General features: G+C 45.0%; 16 protein-coding genes. 12 read left to right on the plus strand and 4 right to left on the minus strand.

The features are described 5' to 3' along the window. Window positions 1-109: 109 nt before the first annotated feature. Window positions 110-880, plus strand: a complete 771-nt coding sequence (locus NSS79_RS16510; RefSeq protein ID WP_342440192.1) for an NAD(P)H-dependent oxidoreductase — start codon at window positions 110-112, stop codon at window positions 878-880. Between the two features lie 43 nt (window positions 881-923). Beyond that, window positions 924-1,517 (plus strand): TetR/AcrR family transcriptional regulator, encoded by a 594-nt coding sequence (locus NSS79_RS16515; protein ID WP_342440193.1) that lies wholly within the window; start codon window positions 924-926, stop codon window positions 1,515-1,517. Between the two features lie 57 nt (window positions 1,518-1,574). Here NSS79_RS16515 and NSS79_RS16520 read toward each other — a convergent pair whose 3' ends face one another. Next, complete coding sequence (locus tag NSS79_RS16520; protein WP_342440194.1) at window positions 1,575-2,378, minus strand: polysaccharide deacetylase family protein; 804 nt, start codon at window positions 2,376-2,378, stop codon at window positions 1,575-1,577. Window positions 2,379-2,572: 194 nt separating this feature from the next. Beyond that, entirely contained in the window at window positions 2,573-3,778 is a 1,206-nt protein-coding gene (locus tag NSS79_RS16525) for an MFS transporter (protein WP_342440195.1), read from the minus strand. A 205-nt stretch (window positions 3,779-3,983) separates the two neighbouring features. On the opposite strand from NSS79_RS16525, the gene NSS79_RS16530 reads away from it, so the two are divergent. Further along, window positions 3,984-4,574 (plus strand): TetR/AcrR family transcriptional regulator, encoded by a 591-nt coding sequence (locus NSS79_RS16530; protein WP_342440196.1) that lies wholly within the window; start codon window positions 3,984-3,986, stop codon window positions 4,572-4,574. 49 nt (window positions 4,575-4,623) lie between these two features. Here NSS79_RS16530 and NSS79_RS16535 read toward each other — a convergent pair whose 3' ends face one another. Next, window positions 4,624-4,809, minus strand: a complete 186-nt coding sequence (locus tag NSS79_RS16535; RefSeq protein ID WP_342440197.1) for a hypothetical protein — start codon at window positions 4,807-4,809, stop codon at window positions 4,624-4,626. A 198-nt stretch (window positions 4,810-5,007) separates the two neighbouring features. On the opposite strand from NSS79_RS16535, the gene NSS79_RS16540 reads away from it, so the two are divergent. From NSS79_RS16540 to NSS79_RS16570, 7 genes are all read left to right on the plus strand, one after another. Next, the gene (locus NSS79_RS16540) at window positions 5,008-5,517 is read left to right on the plus strand and encodes a sigma-70 family RNA polymerase sigma factor (protein WP_342440198.1); all 510 of its coding nucleotides are present in this window, start codon (window positions 5,008-5,010) and stop codon (window positions 5,515-5,517) included. A 21-nt stretch (window positions 5,518-5,538) separates the two neighbouring features. Continuing rightward, window positions 5,539-6,981 (plus strand): hypothetical protein, encoded by a 1,443-nt coding sequence (locus NSS79_RS16545; RefSeq protein WP_342440199.1) that lies wholly within the window; start codon window positions 5,539-5,541, stop codon window positions 6,979-6,981. Window positions 6,982-7,131: 150 nt separating this feature from the next. Beyond that, on the plus strand, window positions 7,132-8,121 hold the full coding sequence (locus tag NSS79_RS16550) for an alpha/beta hydrolase (RefSeq protein WP_342440200.1): 990 nt from the start codon (window positions 7,132-7,134) through the stop codon (window positions 8,119-8,121). A 180-nt stretch (window positions 8,122-8,301) separates the two neighbouring features. Continuing rightward, on the plus strand, window positions 8,302-8,904 hold the full coding sequence (locus NSS79_RS16555) for a hypothetical protein (RefSeq protein WP_342440201.1): 603 nt from the start codon (window positions 8,302-8,304) through the stop codon (window positions 8,902-8,904). Window positions 8,905-8,971: 67 nt separating this feature from the next. Then, window positions 8,972-11,671: a sensor histidine kinase KdpD gene (locus tag NSS79_RS16560; protein WP_342440202.1), complete on the plus strand. Its 2,700-nt coding sequence runs from the start codon at window positions 8,972-8,974 to the stop codon at window positions 11,669-11,671. Beyond that, window positions 11,664-12,374, plus strand: coding sequence for a response regulator (locus NSS79_RS16565; RefSeq protein WP_342440203.1), 711 nt, complete (start codon window positions 11,664-11,666; stop codon window positions 12,372-12,374). Before NSS79_RS16560 ends, NSS79_RS16565 begins: the two co-directional genes overlap by 8 nt. 276 nt (window positions 12,375-12,650) lie before the next feature. Further along, the gene (locus tag NSS79_RS16570) at window positions 12,651-13,274 is read left to right on the plus strand and encodes a hypothetical protein (protein WP_038591713.1); all 624 of its coding nucleotides are present in this window, start codon (window positions 12,651-12,653) and stop codon (window positions 13,272-13,274) included. 506 nt (window positions 13,275-13,780) lie between these two features. Here NSS79_RS16570 and NSS79_RS16575 read toward each other — a convergent pair. After that, complete coding sequence (locus tag NSS79_RS16575; protein WP_342440388.1) at window positions 13,781-14,539, minus strand: hypothetical protein; 759 nt, start codon at window positions 14,537-14,539, stop codon at window positions 13,781-13,783. Between the two features lie 472 nt (window positions 14,540-15,011). Between NSS79_RS16575 and NSS79_RS16580 the strand changes: the two genes are divergently transcribed. Together NSS79_RS16580 and kdpA are read left to right on the plus strand one after the other, a co-directional pair. Next, on the plus strand, window positions 15,012-15,140 hold the full coding sequence (locus tag NSS79_RS16580) for a hypothetical protein (RefSeq protein WP_342440204.1): 129 nt from the start codon (window positions 15,012-15,014) through the stop codon (window positions 15,138-15,140). Between the two features lie 379 nt (window positions 15,141-15,519). After that, window positions 15,520-17,196: a potassium-transporting ATPase subunit KdpA gene (gene kdpA, locus NSS79_RS16585; protein ID WP_342440205.1), complete on the plus strand. Its 1,677-nt coding sequence runs from the start codon at window positions 15,520-15,522 to the stop codon at window positions 17,194-17,196. The last annotated feature ends 10 nt before the right edge of the window (window positions 17,197-17,206 follow it).

Below are 17,206 nucleotides of genomic sequence, written 5' to 3' on the forward strand. Positions count from 1 at the left end.
CAATCCTGACAGAGCCGAATATCCATGTTATGATATGAATGAATGATAAATAATTCATTCATTAACCACTAAGCTTGACTTAAACACAGAAGATACTGGAGGGGCTTCAATGAAAAAAGTTACTGCATTTATCGGAAATCATCAGAAGCATTCGACTTACAAGGCAGTATGTGAATTTGAGCGTAATCTCAAAGCTTATGGTAATATTGAGTTCGAAATCGTATTTCTGAAAGATTATCAGCTTGAATATTGCCGGGGTTGTAAGGTATGTTTTGATAAAGGGGAGGAATATTGCCCTTTGCATGATGATCGTGACATTCTGATGGAAAAGATGATCCAATCAGACGGAGTGATTTTTGCCACTCCCAATTACGCATTTCATGTATCCGCACCAATGAAGAACCTGCTGGACCGGCTTGCTTTTACATTCCATAGACCGCGTTTTTTCGGGAAGACCTTTACGGCTATTGTTAATCAGGGAATCTTTGGAGGCAACGCTATCGTTAAGTATCTTAGCAGTATGGGGGGGAACTTCGGATTTCGGGTCTCCAAAGGCTGTGTCCTGACGACGCTTGAGCCCAGGAGTGAAGCTGCGCAGAACAAAATAACCCGGGAAATTAAAAAAGCATCTGTGAGATTTTACAAGAACCTTATGCAACCAGCACCACCAATTCCTTCTTTTTTCAGGCTGATGACTTTCCGCATGTCCCGTACCAGCATTCAGCTAATGCTCGACGATAAGTCTAAGGATTACAGGTATTACAAGGAAAACGGCTGGTTTGAATCGGGATACTATTACCCGGTTTCCTTAGGGCTTGTCAAAAAAATGGCTGGTCGCATTTTCGATGGAATGGGAAAAAGAATGGCTAAACGCTCATAGCAAATTACAGTAACTATATATCTATCTATCGGAGGGCAATAGAGTGGAGGATAAGAAAACAGAGATTTTTAACAATGGTAAAGCAATCTTCAGTACGAAAGGTTTTAAACAAACCAATGTCTCCGACATTACAAAAGCGGCCGGGATTGCAGTAGGCACATTTTATAATTACTTTTCTTCTAAGGAGAAGCTGTTTCTGGAGATCTTCCTGGAAGAAAATGTGAAGCTGAAAAAGAGCGTTATGAAATCCATCGACTTAAACGAGGAACCTCTGCCGCTGATCAAAAAATTAATAGCATTAAACATTAATGGAATGAATTCAAACCCGATCCTTAAAGAATGGTTTAACAAAGATGTTTTCGTCAAGATTGAGCAACAATACCGTGAAGAGAACGGCGTCGAACAGGTTGATTTCTTATATGACAGTTTTGCAGAACTGTTCAGATGCTGGCAAGCTGAAGGAAAGATAAGAAATGACCTGGATGTTGAGCTAATCATGGCTTTTTTCACAGGAATTATTATTATAGACACCCATAAAGATGAAATCGGGATTCAGCATTTTCCGCAAATAATGGATTACATGGCGGAGTTTGTAATGAAGGGGCTGACTGATCATCCGCAGGCAAAACCTATGTAGATTGAAGTTAAGCAGCCGCAATAAGCTGCCGGGAGAACCGGCAGCTTGTTCACTGGATTACTTTGAGATATAGGTACCGCCGCCTTTAATGCAAACGGGCTCGTCATTAATGGATAACCAAACGTCCACGGAAGAAAGATTGCGGATAATCTTGCGGTCGACACTAAACTTCAAGGAACGGACAGCTTGAATATAATCCATGATTTCGACATTTGTTGCATACCATACATCGGAGTGACCGCCGGCTTTCCGGCAAAAGGCTTCAATCAGTCCCCAGTTGTTCTGGCGCTCGAACTCAAAGCTGTGCCCCCAAACATAGCAGAGCCTGAACTTCTGCGAAGGTCCTTCAGTAGTAAAGCGCTCCCAAATCCCCTCAAGCTCATCCTTGTGATGACAAGTGGGATGCCATTCCATAAAATCAAGAGGGACATCAAACTGCCTAGTGGAAACAACAGTACGGCTATATTCAATACCTGCTGCTTGTAGCGGAGGGATGATAGCTGCCGAATACGAACCATAGGGATAAGACATTCCCCGAATCGGATAGTCTACGAGCTGCTCCAGCCGTCTGCGGTCTTCCAATAGCTCCTCCACCACCATGGGTAATGGCAGTCGGTCCAAATGCGGGTGGGTTACAGAATGCGCCGATATTTCGTGATTGCGGGCTATGGCCCGTACATCATCATTCGTAAGGAATCCGGGAGCGTTCAGCATTGCGCTGTTGAGATGAAAGGTTCCTCTGATCCCGTATTGATCAAATATTCCGGCCAGACGAATATCGTGTTTATGCCCGTCATCATAGCTCATGGTGAGTGCTTTGGACATCCCGCCGGGAAATAAATTAAATTTCAGCTTCATCATTACCTCACTCCATTAATGTTCATTTATGTAAACAAGCCTTTTTAGCTTTATTATAGTGTAACTCCCCGGAAAATTGGGAGGTTTTTTACACTTAAGGCGTCCCTTCAGCTGAGTTTCTGCAGATGGGACGCCTTTTTTACCACTATGGGCCGTTTCAGAAAAGCACTAAATATCATCCGTGTCTCAGTAAAAGGTTAAACGTTGTTCACTCCGCTTTTTTTCTCCGTAAAAAAGTAAAGCAACGCCAGCAGCGGCAAGACCGTTCCGATCAGCGAGGTGAAGCTCCAGCCGCCATGAGCATAGGACCAGCCTCCCAAGGAGGATCCAATAGCCCCGCCCATAAAGAATATGGACATGAACAGACCGTTCAGCCGGCCTCTGGCCTCATTCCCGAGTGAATAAATTGCACGCTGTCCAAGCACGAGATTTCCCGACACAGCCATATCCAGGGTAATAGCGGCGAGTACAAGCAGGAGAAGAACTGCTCTGGAATGGCCTTGAAGCAGGAAAGCCAATAAAAAGGAGAGTGTAGCCAAAACCATCGCCAGTCCGGTTAAACGGCGGGTCCAGCCTTTGTCCGCCAGACGTCCGGCGATTGGAGCCGCTACGGCTCCTCCCACACCGGCTAAAGCAAACCATGCAATCCCTTGCTGGGACAATCCAAACTCATCTGCCAAATGTAAAGGGACCGCAGTCCAGAAAAGGCTGAAGGCTCCAAAAAGAGAAGCCTGATAAAAGGCGCGGCGCCGCAATACCGGCGTTTGCTTGAATAAAGTAACCAGCGACAGGGTTAACTTTCCATAGTTCATTGCCCGTGAGGGCATACGTTTCGGAAGAATCCGCGACAGCAAGACTGACAGTACAGCAATCAGAACCGCCGAGATTGCAAATACAGACCGCCATCCCCAGAAGCTTGCAGTAAAGCTGGCTAATGGACGGGAGAACATAATGCCGAGCAGAAGTCCGCTCATCACATTTCCCACCACACGTCCACGTTGTTCTTCAGAAGCCAAATAAGTAGCATAAGGGACTAGAATTTGAGCGACTACAGAACCTAATCCAATAAAAAAGGAAGCCGTCAGGAACAGTGCTGCGTGATGGACGAAAGTCGCGGCCACTAGAGCAATCACGACGACGATCAGCGAAACCACGGCAAGACGCCGGTTTTCGATAATATCACTAAGCGGTACAATGAACAGCAGACCCAGAACATAACCGATTTGAGTAATGGTAACTATTAATCCTGCTGCTGCTGAGGACAGCCCTGTTGCAGCACTGATCGGACCCACTAACGTTTGTGCGTAATAAAGATTGGCAACGATGATACCGCAAGAGGCCGCGAGCAGAAAGGTAATCCATCCCGGAATTGGCTGACCCTTCACTTCTTGTTCATTTTGCATTGTAATCCTCCTCATTTCATAAAAGTATGGTTTAAATAATATACTGAACGTTTAGTTCACTAATTCATAATTAAATAATATACTGAACGTATCGTTTTGTAAATAGGCAATATTGATTTTCTTTTTTATTGGCAATTAAGTATAATGAACGTATAGTATTTATAAGTGTGGGATTGTGATGTTATTTGCGAAGGGGACTGATAGTATGAATACCAAACGAGGGCGTCCACGCAATATGGAGACTCAGAGTTCGATCTTGAAATCGTCCTATGAACTGCTTCTTGAGCATGGTTTTGCGGCAGTAACCGTAGAGAAAATTGCAGAGCGTGCCGGGGTTAGCAAAGCTACGATCTATAAGTGGTGGCCCAATAAAGCGGCAGTTGTAATGGACGGCTTCCTTTCAGCGACTACAGAAAGGCTGCCGTTGCCGGATACGGGTTCGGTGTACGAGGACATCCTTATCCACGCCACGAATCTGGCCCGTTTCCTGATCAGCCGGGAAGGGAAAATGATTACCGAGATTATCGGTGAAGGACAACTCGATGAGGGTCTGGCAGAGGCGTACCGGACACGGTATTTTCAGCCGCGCAGGCTGGAGGCCAGACAACTATTGGAGCAAGGTGTCAAGCGGGGGGAGCTAAATGCAGAACTCGATATCGGGATATGTACGGATCTCATTTACGGGCCTATTTTCTACAGATTATTATTGACCGGTGAAACACTTGACGATGTCTATATTCAGAAACTAGTAAAGCTTGGTTTTCAGGGAGTTGCTCCCGATGCAACGTATAAATGAAAAATGGCCGTGTCCAGGTGAATTATCTGGATACGGTCATTTTATTGATCTAAAATATTTTGAAAAGCAGATATATTACAGCGATGATTCCGGCGATGATCAGCCAGCTGGATATTTCATCCCACAGACTGGGAACGCCCCGGGAGTGAAGCTTCTGTTCGTTTACATCAAAGTTGGCTTTATGGCCTAGATGGTCCGTTGTACGGGGCGGAGGAGAGTTATTGCCATCAAACATATAAATCAGCTCCTTGCTTCATTATTAGTTAATTATAACCTTTTGAGAACATTAAAGGAAGGTTGATCTGCGGTATAACATGTGAGCGCGGTAAAAATAAATCAATCGTTTTCCCGTTGAAAGGCGTCTTACTTACATGAACTCTTTCAGAGGGCCTCTTCTACATGCCAATACTAAAGAAAGAGAGGGGGAGTGGCGATGGTAGAAAATACGATGAAAGAGGTCAGAATGGTGGATGTTGCCGAGATGGATGAAGAAGCTTTTTTTCAGCGGCTGTATGTGGAGCACCGCAAGTTGTACTCGATCGCGTTCAGCTACCTGAGAAGTGAAGCTGACGCGCTGGAAGTGGTGCAGGAAGCGTCTTGCCGGGCATGGATCAAGCGCAAAAAGCTCAAAGACCAGCAAGCCTTTACATCCTGGGTGATACGAATTACCATCAACTGCTGCATGGATGAACTCCGGCGCAAAAAACGTGTGTTTCCGGCGGAGACGCTGATAGAAGAAGCGGCGCAGGAAATGAAAAGCAATGAACGGATTGACCTGGAACGGGCGATGGACCGGTTGAAGCCGAAATACCGGCATGCGGTGATTCTAAAATACTACCAGGACATGACAACTGCCCAAATTGCCAATGTGCTGCAGAAACCGGAGGGTACGGTTAAAACCTGGCTTCGCGAGGGACTTAAGCAGCTGCGGGATTATCTGTAGAGATACGGGAGGTGAAAGAACATGATTGACAAAGAAGAACGCGTTCTGCGCCAGAATGTGGATGAAGTAAAGCATAATGCTGAAGCCCTTGAGGAAATGAAACTCTATAATGCAATGCGAGGTGGAATCATGCAGGGAAAAAAACGTGAAAAGCGGCGCAGCTATTTCTACGGAATGGGTGTAGTAATCGCAGCCGCTGCAGCTGCACTGTTTCTTTTTAATATCAATGAGGCTCCAGGAACGGAAGTTGCGGAACAATCGCCGCAGAGCTACACGGCTACCACTAAATCATGGACCGATTCCGCAAAGTTTAGCGGAGCCTCCATGAAAGATAGGTCTTTTCAAAGCATACTAGACCGGAACCTTATAAAGCCAGTCTACCAGAGCGTGGAGAAAAACGGGCTGCGAGTCGAAGTCATGGGCGCTGTCGCAGACACCCGAAAGTTGTTTATTTTGTACAGTGTACACAACAATACGGACCAAACGGTATCTCACGCTGATTTCTCATTGGATTTTGGAGCTTTTGAAGCAGCGTCTATCGGGGCGAGTTTAGAGATAACTGCTCATAGTAGTCAAATCAACGCGGGCCAAACCTCCTATTTCATCTATACGAATAACCTGTCACCCACGGTTGACTATCCCAAGGAAGTGACATGGAATGTATTGCTGTACCAAACTTCAGGCAAGGGACTCCAGACTAACCTGTCAATTCCTTTCGAGCTTGATCCGGACATGTTCAAGGAACAGACACGAACGCTACATCCCGAAAGCAATCTGATCGTTGACGGTCAGATCATTAAAGTGAACCAGGTGCTCTATACTCCGCTGAACACCTATGTGGATTTGGAATTTGATAAGAAAAATGATAAACAAGTCTTCAGCCTGATTGAGCCTGTGCTGATTGTTAAAAGTGGAGGAAAGACGGTGAAATCGTACTACCCCGGCATCATCTCAGCCGATAATTCCGAGGTCTACTCGGATCGCTCCAAGTCCACGCTTTACTTCAAGAACACCCAGGACGGCCAGCCGGACGCTGCCACATTGAAGACCTTCGGAATTGCCGCTCTGGATAAAGATCAAATGAAAATTAAAGTCGATCTAAGCAAAAAGCAGATGATCGAAGCTCCGGGCACAGACCTTTCCATTATTAAGTCTGAAGAGGGGGCGGAAGCTGGGAAAATCCTGTTCCGGCAAACGTTTAACAAAGTCCCATTAAACAGTATCATTAGTATGCGGCTGTCCGATACCTTTACCGATGCCAATGGTCAATCCCACAAAACGGCGGGTGTGAACGCCCAAATCAGTAGAAGCTCTACGAATAAGGAGAGTAATGCCGTGGATCAATACCTCTATAATTTTGGAAAGGAAGCCGCTGATTACCCGCAACCGCTAACCTTAACTATTGAGCGGTATTGGAATCCGATTATGGAAACGCAAACTGTAGAGTTCTCATCGCAAAAATAGGTACTGTCTCCTGTAATTAGATTTTTATTTAAACGGAATTTAACCTTTCACCGACCCGGTTTTTAAACTACGTCTTTTACAATAGACGAGTAGGGTAGAGGCGATTATCCGTTTACGTTCAAACACTTGTTACAGGGAGCAGTGAAACCGATGGAAGAGAAAAAGAAAAAGAAGTTTAAATTTTGGGGAATTGTTAGAAATATTGTACTGCTATTATTAGTAGTCTTGATTCTCGGTGTGGTTGCCAATATGCTGGTGACCCAGTACGAACAAAAGAAATACCCTGCATGGGGCCAACTCGTGGAAGTCTCCGGCAAGAAAATGCATGTGTACACCAAAGGCGAGACGGGAAACACCATTGTTCTATTAAGCGGACTGGGGACAGCAGCGCCTGTCTTGGATTTCGAACCTTTGATGAATGAGTTGGCTCAAAACAATAAAGTGGTCGTCCTGGAGCCTTTTGGATCTGGCTGGAGTGAGCGGACTTCAAAACAACGAACGGTGGAAAACATCGTCGAGGAATGGCAGACCGCTCTGCAAAAGGCAAATGTAAAAGGTCCTTATATCCTAATGCCCCATTCTATATCCGGAATTTATAGCATGTATTATGCCAATAAATATCCGTCTGAGGTAAAAGCAGTTATAGGTATTGATCCAACCTTGCCGCAGGCGATGGAGTATTTTAAAGAGTCTGCGCCCACGCTGCCTAAATATTTTAGTATAGTGGCACCAACCGGACTTGCAAGATTGGCAACCTACGTCAGCCCTAAGAATGTTCTGCCGATATCTGCTGATGGAACTTATTCAGATGAGAATTTAAAGCTGACCAAGATCCTCACTGCATGGAATGCCTATAATAAGAATGTAGTAAATGAAGCAAGCGAAATTAACAACAATATCAAAAAAACAAAGAACCTGTCATTCCCTTCAAGCTTACCTGTAATGATTTTTACTACAAAACGGGACAAAGTCAATGAAGAAGGCAAATCCAACATTACCTTTTACGAAACTCAGCTGAAGAATGTAGCTTCTAACAAGCTCGTCGTATTGGAAGGGCATCATTATCTGCATTGGACCCATTCCAAGAAGATTTCAGAGGAAGTAAATGAATTCCTCGCTGCATATGCAGGGAACAAATAGTATAACAAGTGAGCCGCTTCAACAAATAAGTCAAGCCCCTCTTACGAGAGGGGCTTGGCTTTTGCAATTCCTGCCTAGATTTTTTTCTTGTGATAAAGTTGCTCTCGACTAAAACAGCAATATAAGCGAATATAAGTAAAGCAATACTATAACCTAGAAACAACCTTTGGAGGCACATATATGAGAAAGCCGATTATTGCCGTGGATATGGATGATACGATCTGTCATCTGGTTAAGCGGGCGATTTACCATAACAACAATGATTTTCCTACGCATCTGCTGCGGTATGAAGATATGCTTGATTGGGATACCGATCATCTGCGCCATCCGGATTGCACTCAGGAAATCTTCTACGGACGGCCCGGATTGTTTGAGGAGCTTGAAGTGTTCGACGAACATGTCGTCGGGGAGATGGAGAAGCTACATAACGCTTATGATGTAATTATTGTAACGGCTGCACAGCCGAAGACAGTCATCGAGAAGTGGAACTGGCTTCAGAAGCATATGCCCTTTATTCCAATCGAGAACTTCTTTCCTTGCAAGCGGAAGACGCTGATTAACTACGATCTGCTCATTGATGACGGGGTACATAATTTGGTGCCAGCATTGCAGGAGGGAAGGAAAGTACTCTGCATTCCACATCCTTGGAACCTGAAGGCCCGGGAGCAATATGCATTTCCGCTGCTTACCACCTGGCAAGGTGCCAAAGAGCAGGTTGATCTAATCCTCGGGGTCAGCCCGGTTCATCTTAATACAATCTTAATACCACAGCCAAAGTTGTAACACCATGCAGATTTGGCTCATGATATACTAGCGCTAAAAGCGAAGATATTGTAAAAGGGGTAGCCAAATGGCAACAAACCGCACCGGCTCAGCTTCTGTAGTTGAGCAGATTCCAGACCTGCCGGAAGAGAAAAGACTTGGAAGACTGAAAATATTCTTCGGTTACGCGGCAGGTGTCGGCAAGACTTGTGCCATGCTGAGTGCCGCCCATGAGGAACAAAAGGCCGGAATTGATGTTGCTGCAGGCTATATTGAGTCTCATCACAGGCCGGAGACGCTGATTCTGCTCAAGGGTCTGGAGCTTATGCCGCCGCTGGAAGTCACCCATAACGGTATCCTTACAGAGGAGTTTGATCTGGACCGTGCGATCCGGAGAAGACCTGATCTTATCCTTCTGGATGATCTGGCTCATATCAATGCGGCTGGCAGAAGGCATAAAAAAAGATATCAGGACATAGGCGAGCTGCTTCGCGCAGGAATCCATGTCTATACCACCATTAATGTGCAGCATATTGAAAGCCTGCAGGATGTAGTCGCCTCAATAACCGGCATTTCTGTAGAGGAGCGTATTCCTGATAGTGTATTCGATAGTGCCGATCAGGTTGAACTGGTTGATATTGAACCTGATGATTTGATCGACCGCCTGAACAAGGGGAACATCTATCCGGATGAAGAAGCACAAAAGGCAAATGCTCATTTGTATATCAAAGAAAAACTGACTGCCTTGCGTGAGATTGCACTGCGGTACACGGCAAATCAATTGAACAGAATCGCTTCACACATCGGTACTCAGGTAAAAACCAACGAATATTATGCCAAAGACCATGTTTTGGTCTGCCTTTCTTCGGCTGCTACCAATAAAAAGGTAATCCGCACGGCGGCGAGAATGGCGGAGGCTTTTCACGGGGAATTCACCGCATTGTTCGTGGAGACACCGAAGACGCAAAAGCTAACCCAAAAAAACAAGGCGGAACTCAGGGCGAACTTTCGGCTCGCAGAGCAGCTCGGCGCACAAATTGCCACCGTCTACGGAGAGGATATCCCTGGACAAATTGCGGAGTATGCCAAAGCAAGCCGGGTTTCGAAGATCGTGGTGGGGCGGTCCCATAACAAAAAGAAGTGGTTTGCAAAAGCGAATTTGGCTGATAAGCTGACCGCATCTGCACCCAATATCGACATTTATATTATTCCGGACACCCAGCCTACGTTCTATAAAAGATTTCCGCAATATGTGAGCTATCCCGAGCTGTCACTGGCTGATACAGCCAAGACAACTGGAATTCTGGTTGTCTGCACCTTAATCGGACTGTGGTTTAATTATCTCGGTTTCAGGGAAGCAAATATTATTACGGTCTATATTCTGGGCGTGCTGCTTAATGCGATGGTTACCGGAGGCCGGCTGTACAGTGCTGTGTCTTCGGTTGTCAGTGTGCTTGTGTTTAATTACTTTTTTACCAAACCTTATTTTTCTTTACAGGCGTATGGTTCGGGTTATCCGGTTACCTTCCTGGTGATGCTGTCCGCTTCCTTTATCACAAGCACTCTGACAATGCGGGTAAAAGAGCAGGCCCGGCAATCTGCGCAAAAGGCTTATCGGACAGAGGTACTTCTGGAGACAAGCCGTAAACTGCAGCAGGCCAAAGACACCACGGCAATCATTCATGAGACGGCACAGCAAATGGTGAAGCTGCTGGACAGAACGATTATCTTTTATCCGGTGCAGCAAGACAGCTTATCTGAGCCGCTCGTTTTTTTAAAGGAAGAGTCGGCTATGGATCCTCTAGAGTTTTCGGGTGGAAATGAACAAGCGGTTGCGGACTGGGTCTATAAGAATAACAAACGGGCCGGGGCTACCACAGATACTTTCTCGGCCGCCAGTTGCCTGTATCATGCGGTGCGGGGAGGCGATTGCGTATTTGCAGTGGCAGCCATCGCCATGGATAAGGAAGACCCGCTGGAGGTTTTTGAGAAAAGTCTGATGATTGCCATGCTGGGAGAATGTGCACTGGCGCTGGAGAAAGAAATGCTAAACGAAAAACAAAAAGAAATCTCGATCCAAATCCAGCAGGAACAGCTGCGGGCGAACCTGCTGCGCGGAATCTCCCATGATTTGCGTACCCCCCTGACCAGTATATCCGGCAATGCGGGAATCCTCATCGGAAACTCCAAGGTGCTGAGCGAGGAACAGAAGAAGGGGCTGTACACCGATATTTATGATGATTCCATGTGGCTTATTAATCTGGTGGAGAACCTGCTGTCCATCACCCGGATTGATAATGGGTCATTAAATCTGAATATGCAGGGAGAGCTTCTGGAGGAAGTTATTGCGGAAGCTTTGCTTCATATTCATCGAAGCAGCATAGATCATGTGATCAGCACCGTACTTGATGAAGAGCTGCTTATGGCTAAAATGGATTCCCGGCTGATTATTCAGGTCCTGATCAATATTGTCGACAACGCAATTAAATATACCGGGACCGGGTCGCATATTACAGTCTCGGCAAGACGCGATAAAGAAATGGTCAGTGTAGAGATTTCCGATGACGGTCCCGGTATCCCGGAGGAAGCGAAGGCCAAGCTGTTTGACATGTTCTATACGGCGGATAATATCCGCGGAGATGGCCGCCGCGGATTGGGACTCGGGCTTTCATTGTGTAAATCTATTATAACTGCTCATGGAGGCACAATAAGTGTGAAAGATAATGTTCCGCAAGGTACAGTATTCCGCTTTACCCTGCAGGCCGTGGAGGTGGTTGTTCATGAATAAGCCTTTAATTCTTGTCGTCGAGGATGACAAGCCCATCCGCAAATTGATTACTACAACACTGGAGACGCAGGGCTATAAGTACCATACAGCTGAAACAGGCCAGGCCTCGATTCTGGAAGCGGTCTCCAAGCAGCCGGATATTATGATACTGGACCTCGGACTTCCCGATATGGATGGCGTAGATATTATAAAGAAAGTTCGGGCATGGTCGAATATCCCGATTATTGTGGTCAGCGCCCGCAGTGAAGACCGGGACAAAATCGACGCGCTGGATGCAGGTGCAGACGATTATCTGACCAAACCCTTCAGCGTGGAAGAGCTGCTGGCGAGGCTCCGGGTCAGCCTGCGGCGCATCCGGTACGATAGTGACAAGCTGTTGAAGGATGCATCTATTTTTACTAACGGAAGTCTCAGAATCGATTATTCGGCAGGCATCGTATTGTTGGACGAAGAAGAAATCCACCTCACTCCCATTGAGTACAAGCTAATCTGCCTGCTGGCCAAAAATGTGGGCAAAGTATTGACCCATAATTACATCCTGCATGAAATCTGGGGCAGTCATACCTATGACATCCCTGCCTTGCGCGTATTTATGGCGACTCTGAGAAAGAAAATAGAGAAGCTGCCTTCTCAGCCAAAGTACATTCAAACCCATATCGGAGTAGGTTACCGTATGCTGCAGGTTGGCGACGATACAAAGTGACCAGAGTTAACGTTTAGAATTCATGAAAATGTCAGCGTAAACCTGGAAGAATTTAACGAGAAGATCAAATGGTATAGAGAATCAGATTGCTGTTAAGAGAATTGATTGGATGGGAAAAATACAATAAATGGTATAAAATACATGAAAAATACACTAATATGGTGTATCTATTGTTTTGTTATTATAATTATGTGTTAAAATGGTAATGTTACTATAATATAGGATAGGATGGTAGGTAAAAATTTTAGTGTCTAAAAATTTAGAAAGAAGGATGAAATGGTGAAAAATAAAAAAGTGTTTACAGTTTTAGCTACAGCATTTTTGTTAACTTCCATCTCTGTTTCTGTATCGGCGGCAAGTTCTACACCAAATGCTTCGGATGCACCTGCCAGAATTGCTCAGGTTGTTCCAAGTAGCAATTTCGTAGATAATTTAAATACAACACAGATTGAGACTAATTCTACTGTTCAAGTTACTGATGTCCCTAATATCACTGTCCCTCTATCCACAGAGCCTGTGCAAGTTCTGACTGAGAAAAACGTTGCTGCAAGAGGAAGTAATGCTCCAACTAACTTTTGGAACTTGGCAAATAACTCTTATTCAGGTTCTTTCTCTTATGTAGAGGACTATGTATTTACGAATTATTATTTCCCTGTTAATGGTGAGAAAATAATATATATCAATGTTACTACTACCCCAGTGAATCATGGGGCAACTGGAAAATATAGAATTGTTGCTTATGAACTTACAACTGGAAATGTTGCTGCAACCTATAAGGGGACTGTTGGCATAACTGCAAATGCGATGTTCTATAATCTCAATCAAAGTAAGACATATTACTTTGGTATTTTGAATGATATGGATAGCCCAATAGATGGATCGCTTACAGTTTTTCACTAATAAAATGTTATATATCTGCCCAACGGCTTCGGCTGATGGGCATTTTTTTAATTCACTTTGTGAAAGTTTTTTATTGAAAATAATGATTCTTTTATTGACAGCCCTTTAATCACTATATTTACAAATTGAGAAGGCTCTTTCTGTGGAAGGTCAAAAGATTTGTATTCAAGTAAATGACTATAATTATGCATTATATAGATTGAACTTGAGAATTACATGTAGGGAAAAGTGGCGGAGGGGGATTTTGGAACTGGAGGAGCGGTAGCGTCCGCCTTTAGGTTTGGATTTCTACCGCGATTCGCGGTTAAATTCAGGAAATCCAAACCTGACAGCGGCCGGAAGTTCAAATATTCACCGTAGTTGCGACTGATCCTGTACTCTAAAACCTTAAGTTCAATCTAAAGCAGCGTTATAAATAATGGAGATACTTGGTCTCCACAGAGAAAAGGATCACGAGCGGATAAAAAACCGCCTGTGATCCTACTATTGAATGATATTAAAATGAATTAGAATACCTCGTAATTATGGCCATAGTTATTATCCAAATACGTTTGACCGCCAGTTGTATACTCAATCGAATATTTAACATTTGTAGCACCCGGAACATTGATAGTGTAGTTCCAGTTTTCAACACTATTGAAATTGTTCAAGGAGCCAGTATAAACGGCGTAAGCCTCATGAGTCGTTGCCCAGTCGTCCGTTGTGTACAGTATTTTTACTGATTTCGCCGGATTCAGGTTTTTCACATAAATATTTCCGTTAAAATCACCATTGCTCAGACTACTATTGGCGTTAAGCACATTTGGTGCTCCCAAAATCACAGATCTAAGAGGCACGTTATGGTTCACTTGATTGTAATAATTCGCTCCCCCGTTGTTATCCCAATAGGTCTGGTTATTCACTTCGTATTTAATTGCGAATTTTATGAAGTCCAGATTCTTCAACTCGGAATGATCTGTTGTAGCATCAGTTCTGGAAATACTAAAACGCCATTTCTCATGGTCTGCATCCGTCGGCCCTACATAAGCCGCACTAGTATCATACCAATTTGTGTTATCTGTCGTGTAATGAACAGTCACTTTCTTCACAGGTCCCAGATTAGCAACTTCAATATTGCCGCTAAATCCGACATATCCAGGTTTGTAAATAACGCTGACATCCGAGTCAAGAAGCTTGACCTCATTACTGCTTGCAAATGCCGATCCGGCAAAGGATGCACCGAAAATCAGAGTAAACATCATCAATCCAGCAAAAAGTTTTTTCATTGCTTTCACAGTTCTCGCTCCTCTAATTTTAAATTTTTACACCTGAGTCTGCGCCGACAAGGAAGAAATACATTTGTACGCTTTATTGTTTGGCATCCCTCCTTTAACACTTCGAAACTATGTTGCAATTTCCGGAAAGTAAATCATTTCCTAATAATACAATAACTTTAGCGTAACTTGGTGTATATAGTCATAAAGTACCATATTTTGTATATTAAGTAACTCCGTTTCTGTGATATTCATCATTAGCGTGTCAGAGGCTCTGGCTTTTCAGATTAACTGGGTACTGTAGCACTGAATTAACCGCCTTGGGAGAAGGCGGTTTTTTTCGTTTCAAAAAAGGAAGGACTCGCCGTCTATACGATCAACTTAATGCAATCTTTATCCGCTCATACAAACCCTGACCCTGAATTAATGCCTTGAGTGCTATTCTAAACCGGTAGCTAAATATGACATTCAGGAAAGGATCTTTATGATGGATGAATTTTTGAAAAATACCGGGTTGATCGCAATCATGATCGTGGTGCTTTATACCATTAAGAAGATTTACGACTACATTGATTTAAAGAGGGCAGGCGACTATGAAGATGATGAATTCTGACAATCTTAATGCAATCTTTATTCTCTCATGCAAACCCTAACCCTGAACTTATGGCATAGATGTTACGCTGAATCAGTAGTTAAAAGCAGAGATGAGAGAATGTTGGAGAGGAGTGCGAAGGATATGATGGACATGTATATGGTGGTGGTACTCGCTGTGTTTTTCAGTATGTTCTATGCATTTGCACAGTGGTGTGGGCACGTCATCGACGATAAAGGGGGGAAAGAGCAATGACAGTGGTCCTGATCGCAACGATGCTGTTGTTTCTCTATTTGGTCTACGCCCTGATTCATCCGGAGAAATTTTAGGCAGTGCGGTAAAAAACAGCAAGACATATAGAGCATTGAGCTGAAGCTCATTAAATGAAGGAGGGTCATTCGTGGGTATTATACAAATCGTCGTAGTCATTGCCATACTGCTACTGCTGGTTAAACCGGTAGGAACTTATTTATATCATGTGTTCTCAAATGAACCAAACCGGTTGGACCGGATCTTTGGGGGATTCGAGCGAGGCATATACAAGGTAAGCGGCCTGAAAAACCGTGAAGGGATGTCCTGGAAGACCTATGCACTCAGCTTTCTTTCAACCAACATTGTGCTGGTTGTGTTCGGTTATCTGGTTCTCCGCCTGCAGGGCGGACTGCCTGTAAATCCGAATGGAATTACCGAGCTGGAGCAGACCCTTACGTTTAACACGGTAATCAGCTTCATGACCAACACTAATCTGCAGCATTATAGCGGGGAGACCGGTCTTTCCTATTTCTCGCAGATGGCAGTTATCACCATGATGATGTTCACATCGGCAGCCAGCGGTTTTTCCGTAGCAGCAGCTTTTGTGAGAGGGATTACCGGTAAAAATTCACTGGGGAATTTCTTCGAAGACTTCGTCAAGGCGATTATTCGGGTGTTCCTGCCGCTTGCACTGCTTGTAACAATGGCTTTAGTAGCACTGCATGTTCCGCAAACATTGAAACCTACACTGGAGGTAACTACGCTGGAGGGTGCTGCTCAACAGATTGCGATCGGGCCGGTTGCCTCACTGGAATCCATCAAGCATCTGGGAACGAATGGCGGAGGATTCTTCGGGGCGAATTCCACACATCCATTTGAGAATCCGTCACCGCTTACCAATGTCATTGAAATCCTGTCCATGTGGATGCTGCCCGCATCCTTGCCTTATATGTACGGACTGTTCGCTAAGAATAAACGGCAGGGCTGGGGCATCTTTGCGGCCATGATGACTTTGTTCGTATTGCTGTTGTCGCTCAATTATGCTGCGGAGATCAAAGGAAATCCGGCAATGGCAGACCTGGGCATTGAAGCTTCTCAAGGCAGCATGGAAGGAAAAGAGGTTCGCTTCGGTGTACCGCAATCCTCCTTGTTTACGGCAGTAACAACCGCAGCGACAACAGGTAGCGTCAATAATATGCATGATACCCAAACCCCGCTGGGAAGTATTACGCCGCTTGCGCTAATGATGCTGAATAACGTCTTCGGTGGCAAGGGCGTGGGCCTTATCAATATGCTGATGTACGCCGTGCTTGCGGTCTTCCTGTGCGGGCTGATGGTGGGGAGGACGCCGGAATTCCTCGGTCGAAAGATTGAAGCGAGGGAGATGAAGCTGATCGCGGTGGCGATACTGATTCATCCGCTGATCATTCTGGCACCGACAGCAGCCTCATTCCTGACAGATCTGGGGCAAGGCGCTATCAGTAATAGCGGGTACCACGGTCTGACGCAAGTGTTATATGAATACACTTCCTCTGCTGCCAACAACGGTTCAGGTTTCGAAGGACTTGCGGACAATAGCACATTCTGGAATGTGATGACTGGTATTGTAATGCTGCTAGGACGCTATATCTCAATCATTGCAATGCTCGCCGTTGCAGGTTCCATGATCCGCAAGCAGCCTGTACCAGAGACAATCGGCACATTCCGTACAGACAACGGTCTGTTCACCGGCATCTTGATCGGTACGGTGCTGATCATTGGTGCGCTGACATTTCTGCCGGTCGTGGTCCTGGGGCCGATTGCTGAACATTTGACTCTACGGTAGGAAAGAGGGA

The sequence above is a fragment of the Paenibacillus sp. FSL L8-0436 genome, assembly GCF_038593025.1.
Classification (GTDB): domain Bacteria; phylum Bacillota; class Bacilli; order Paenibacillales; family Paenibacillaceae; genus Paenibacillus_AQ.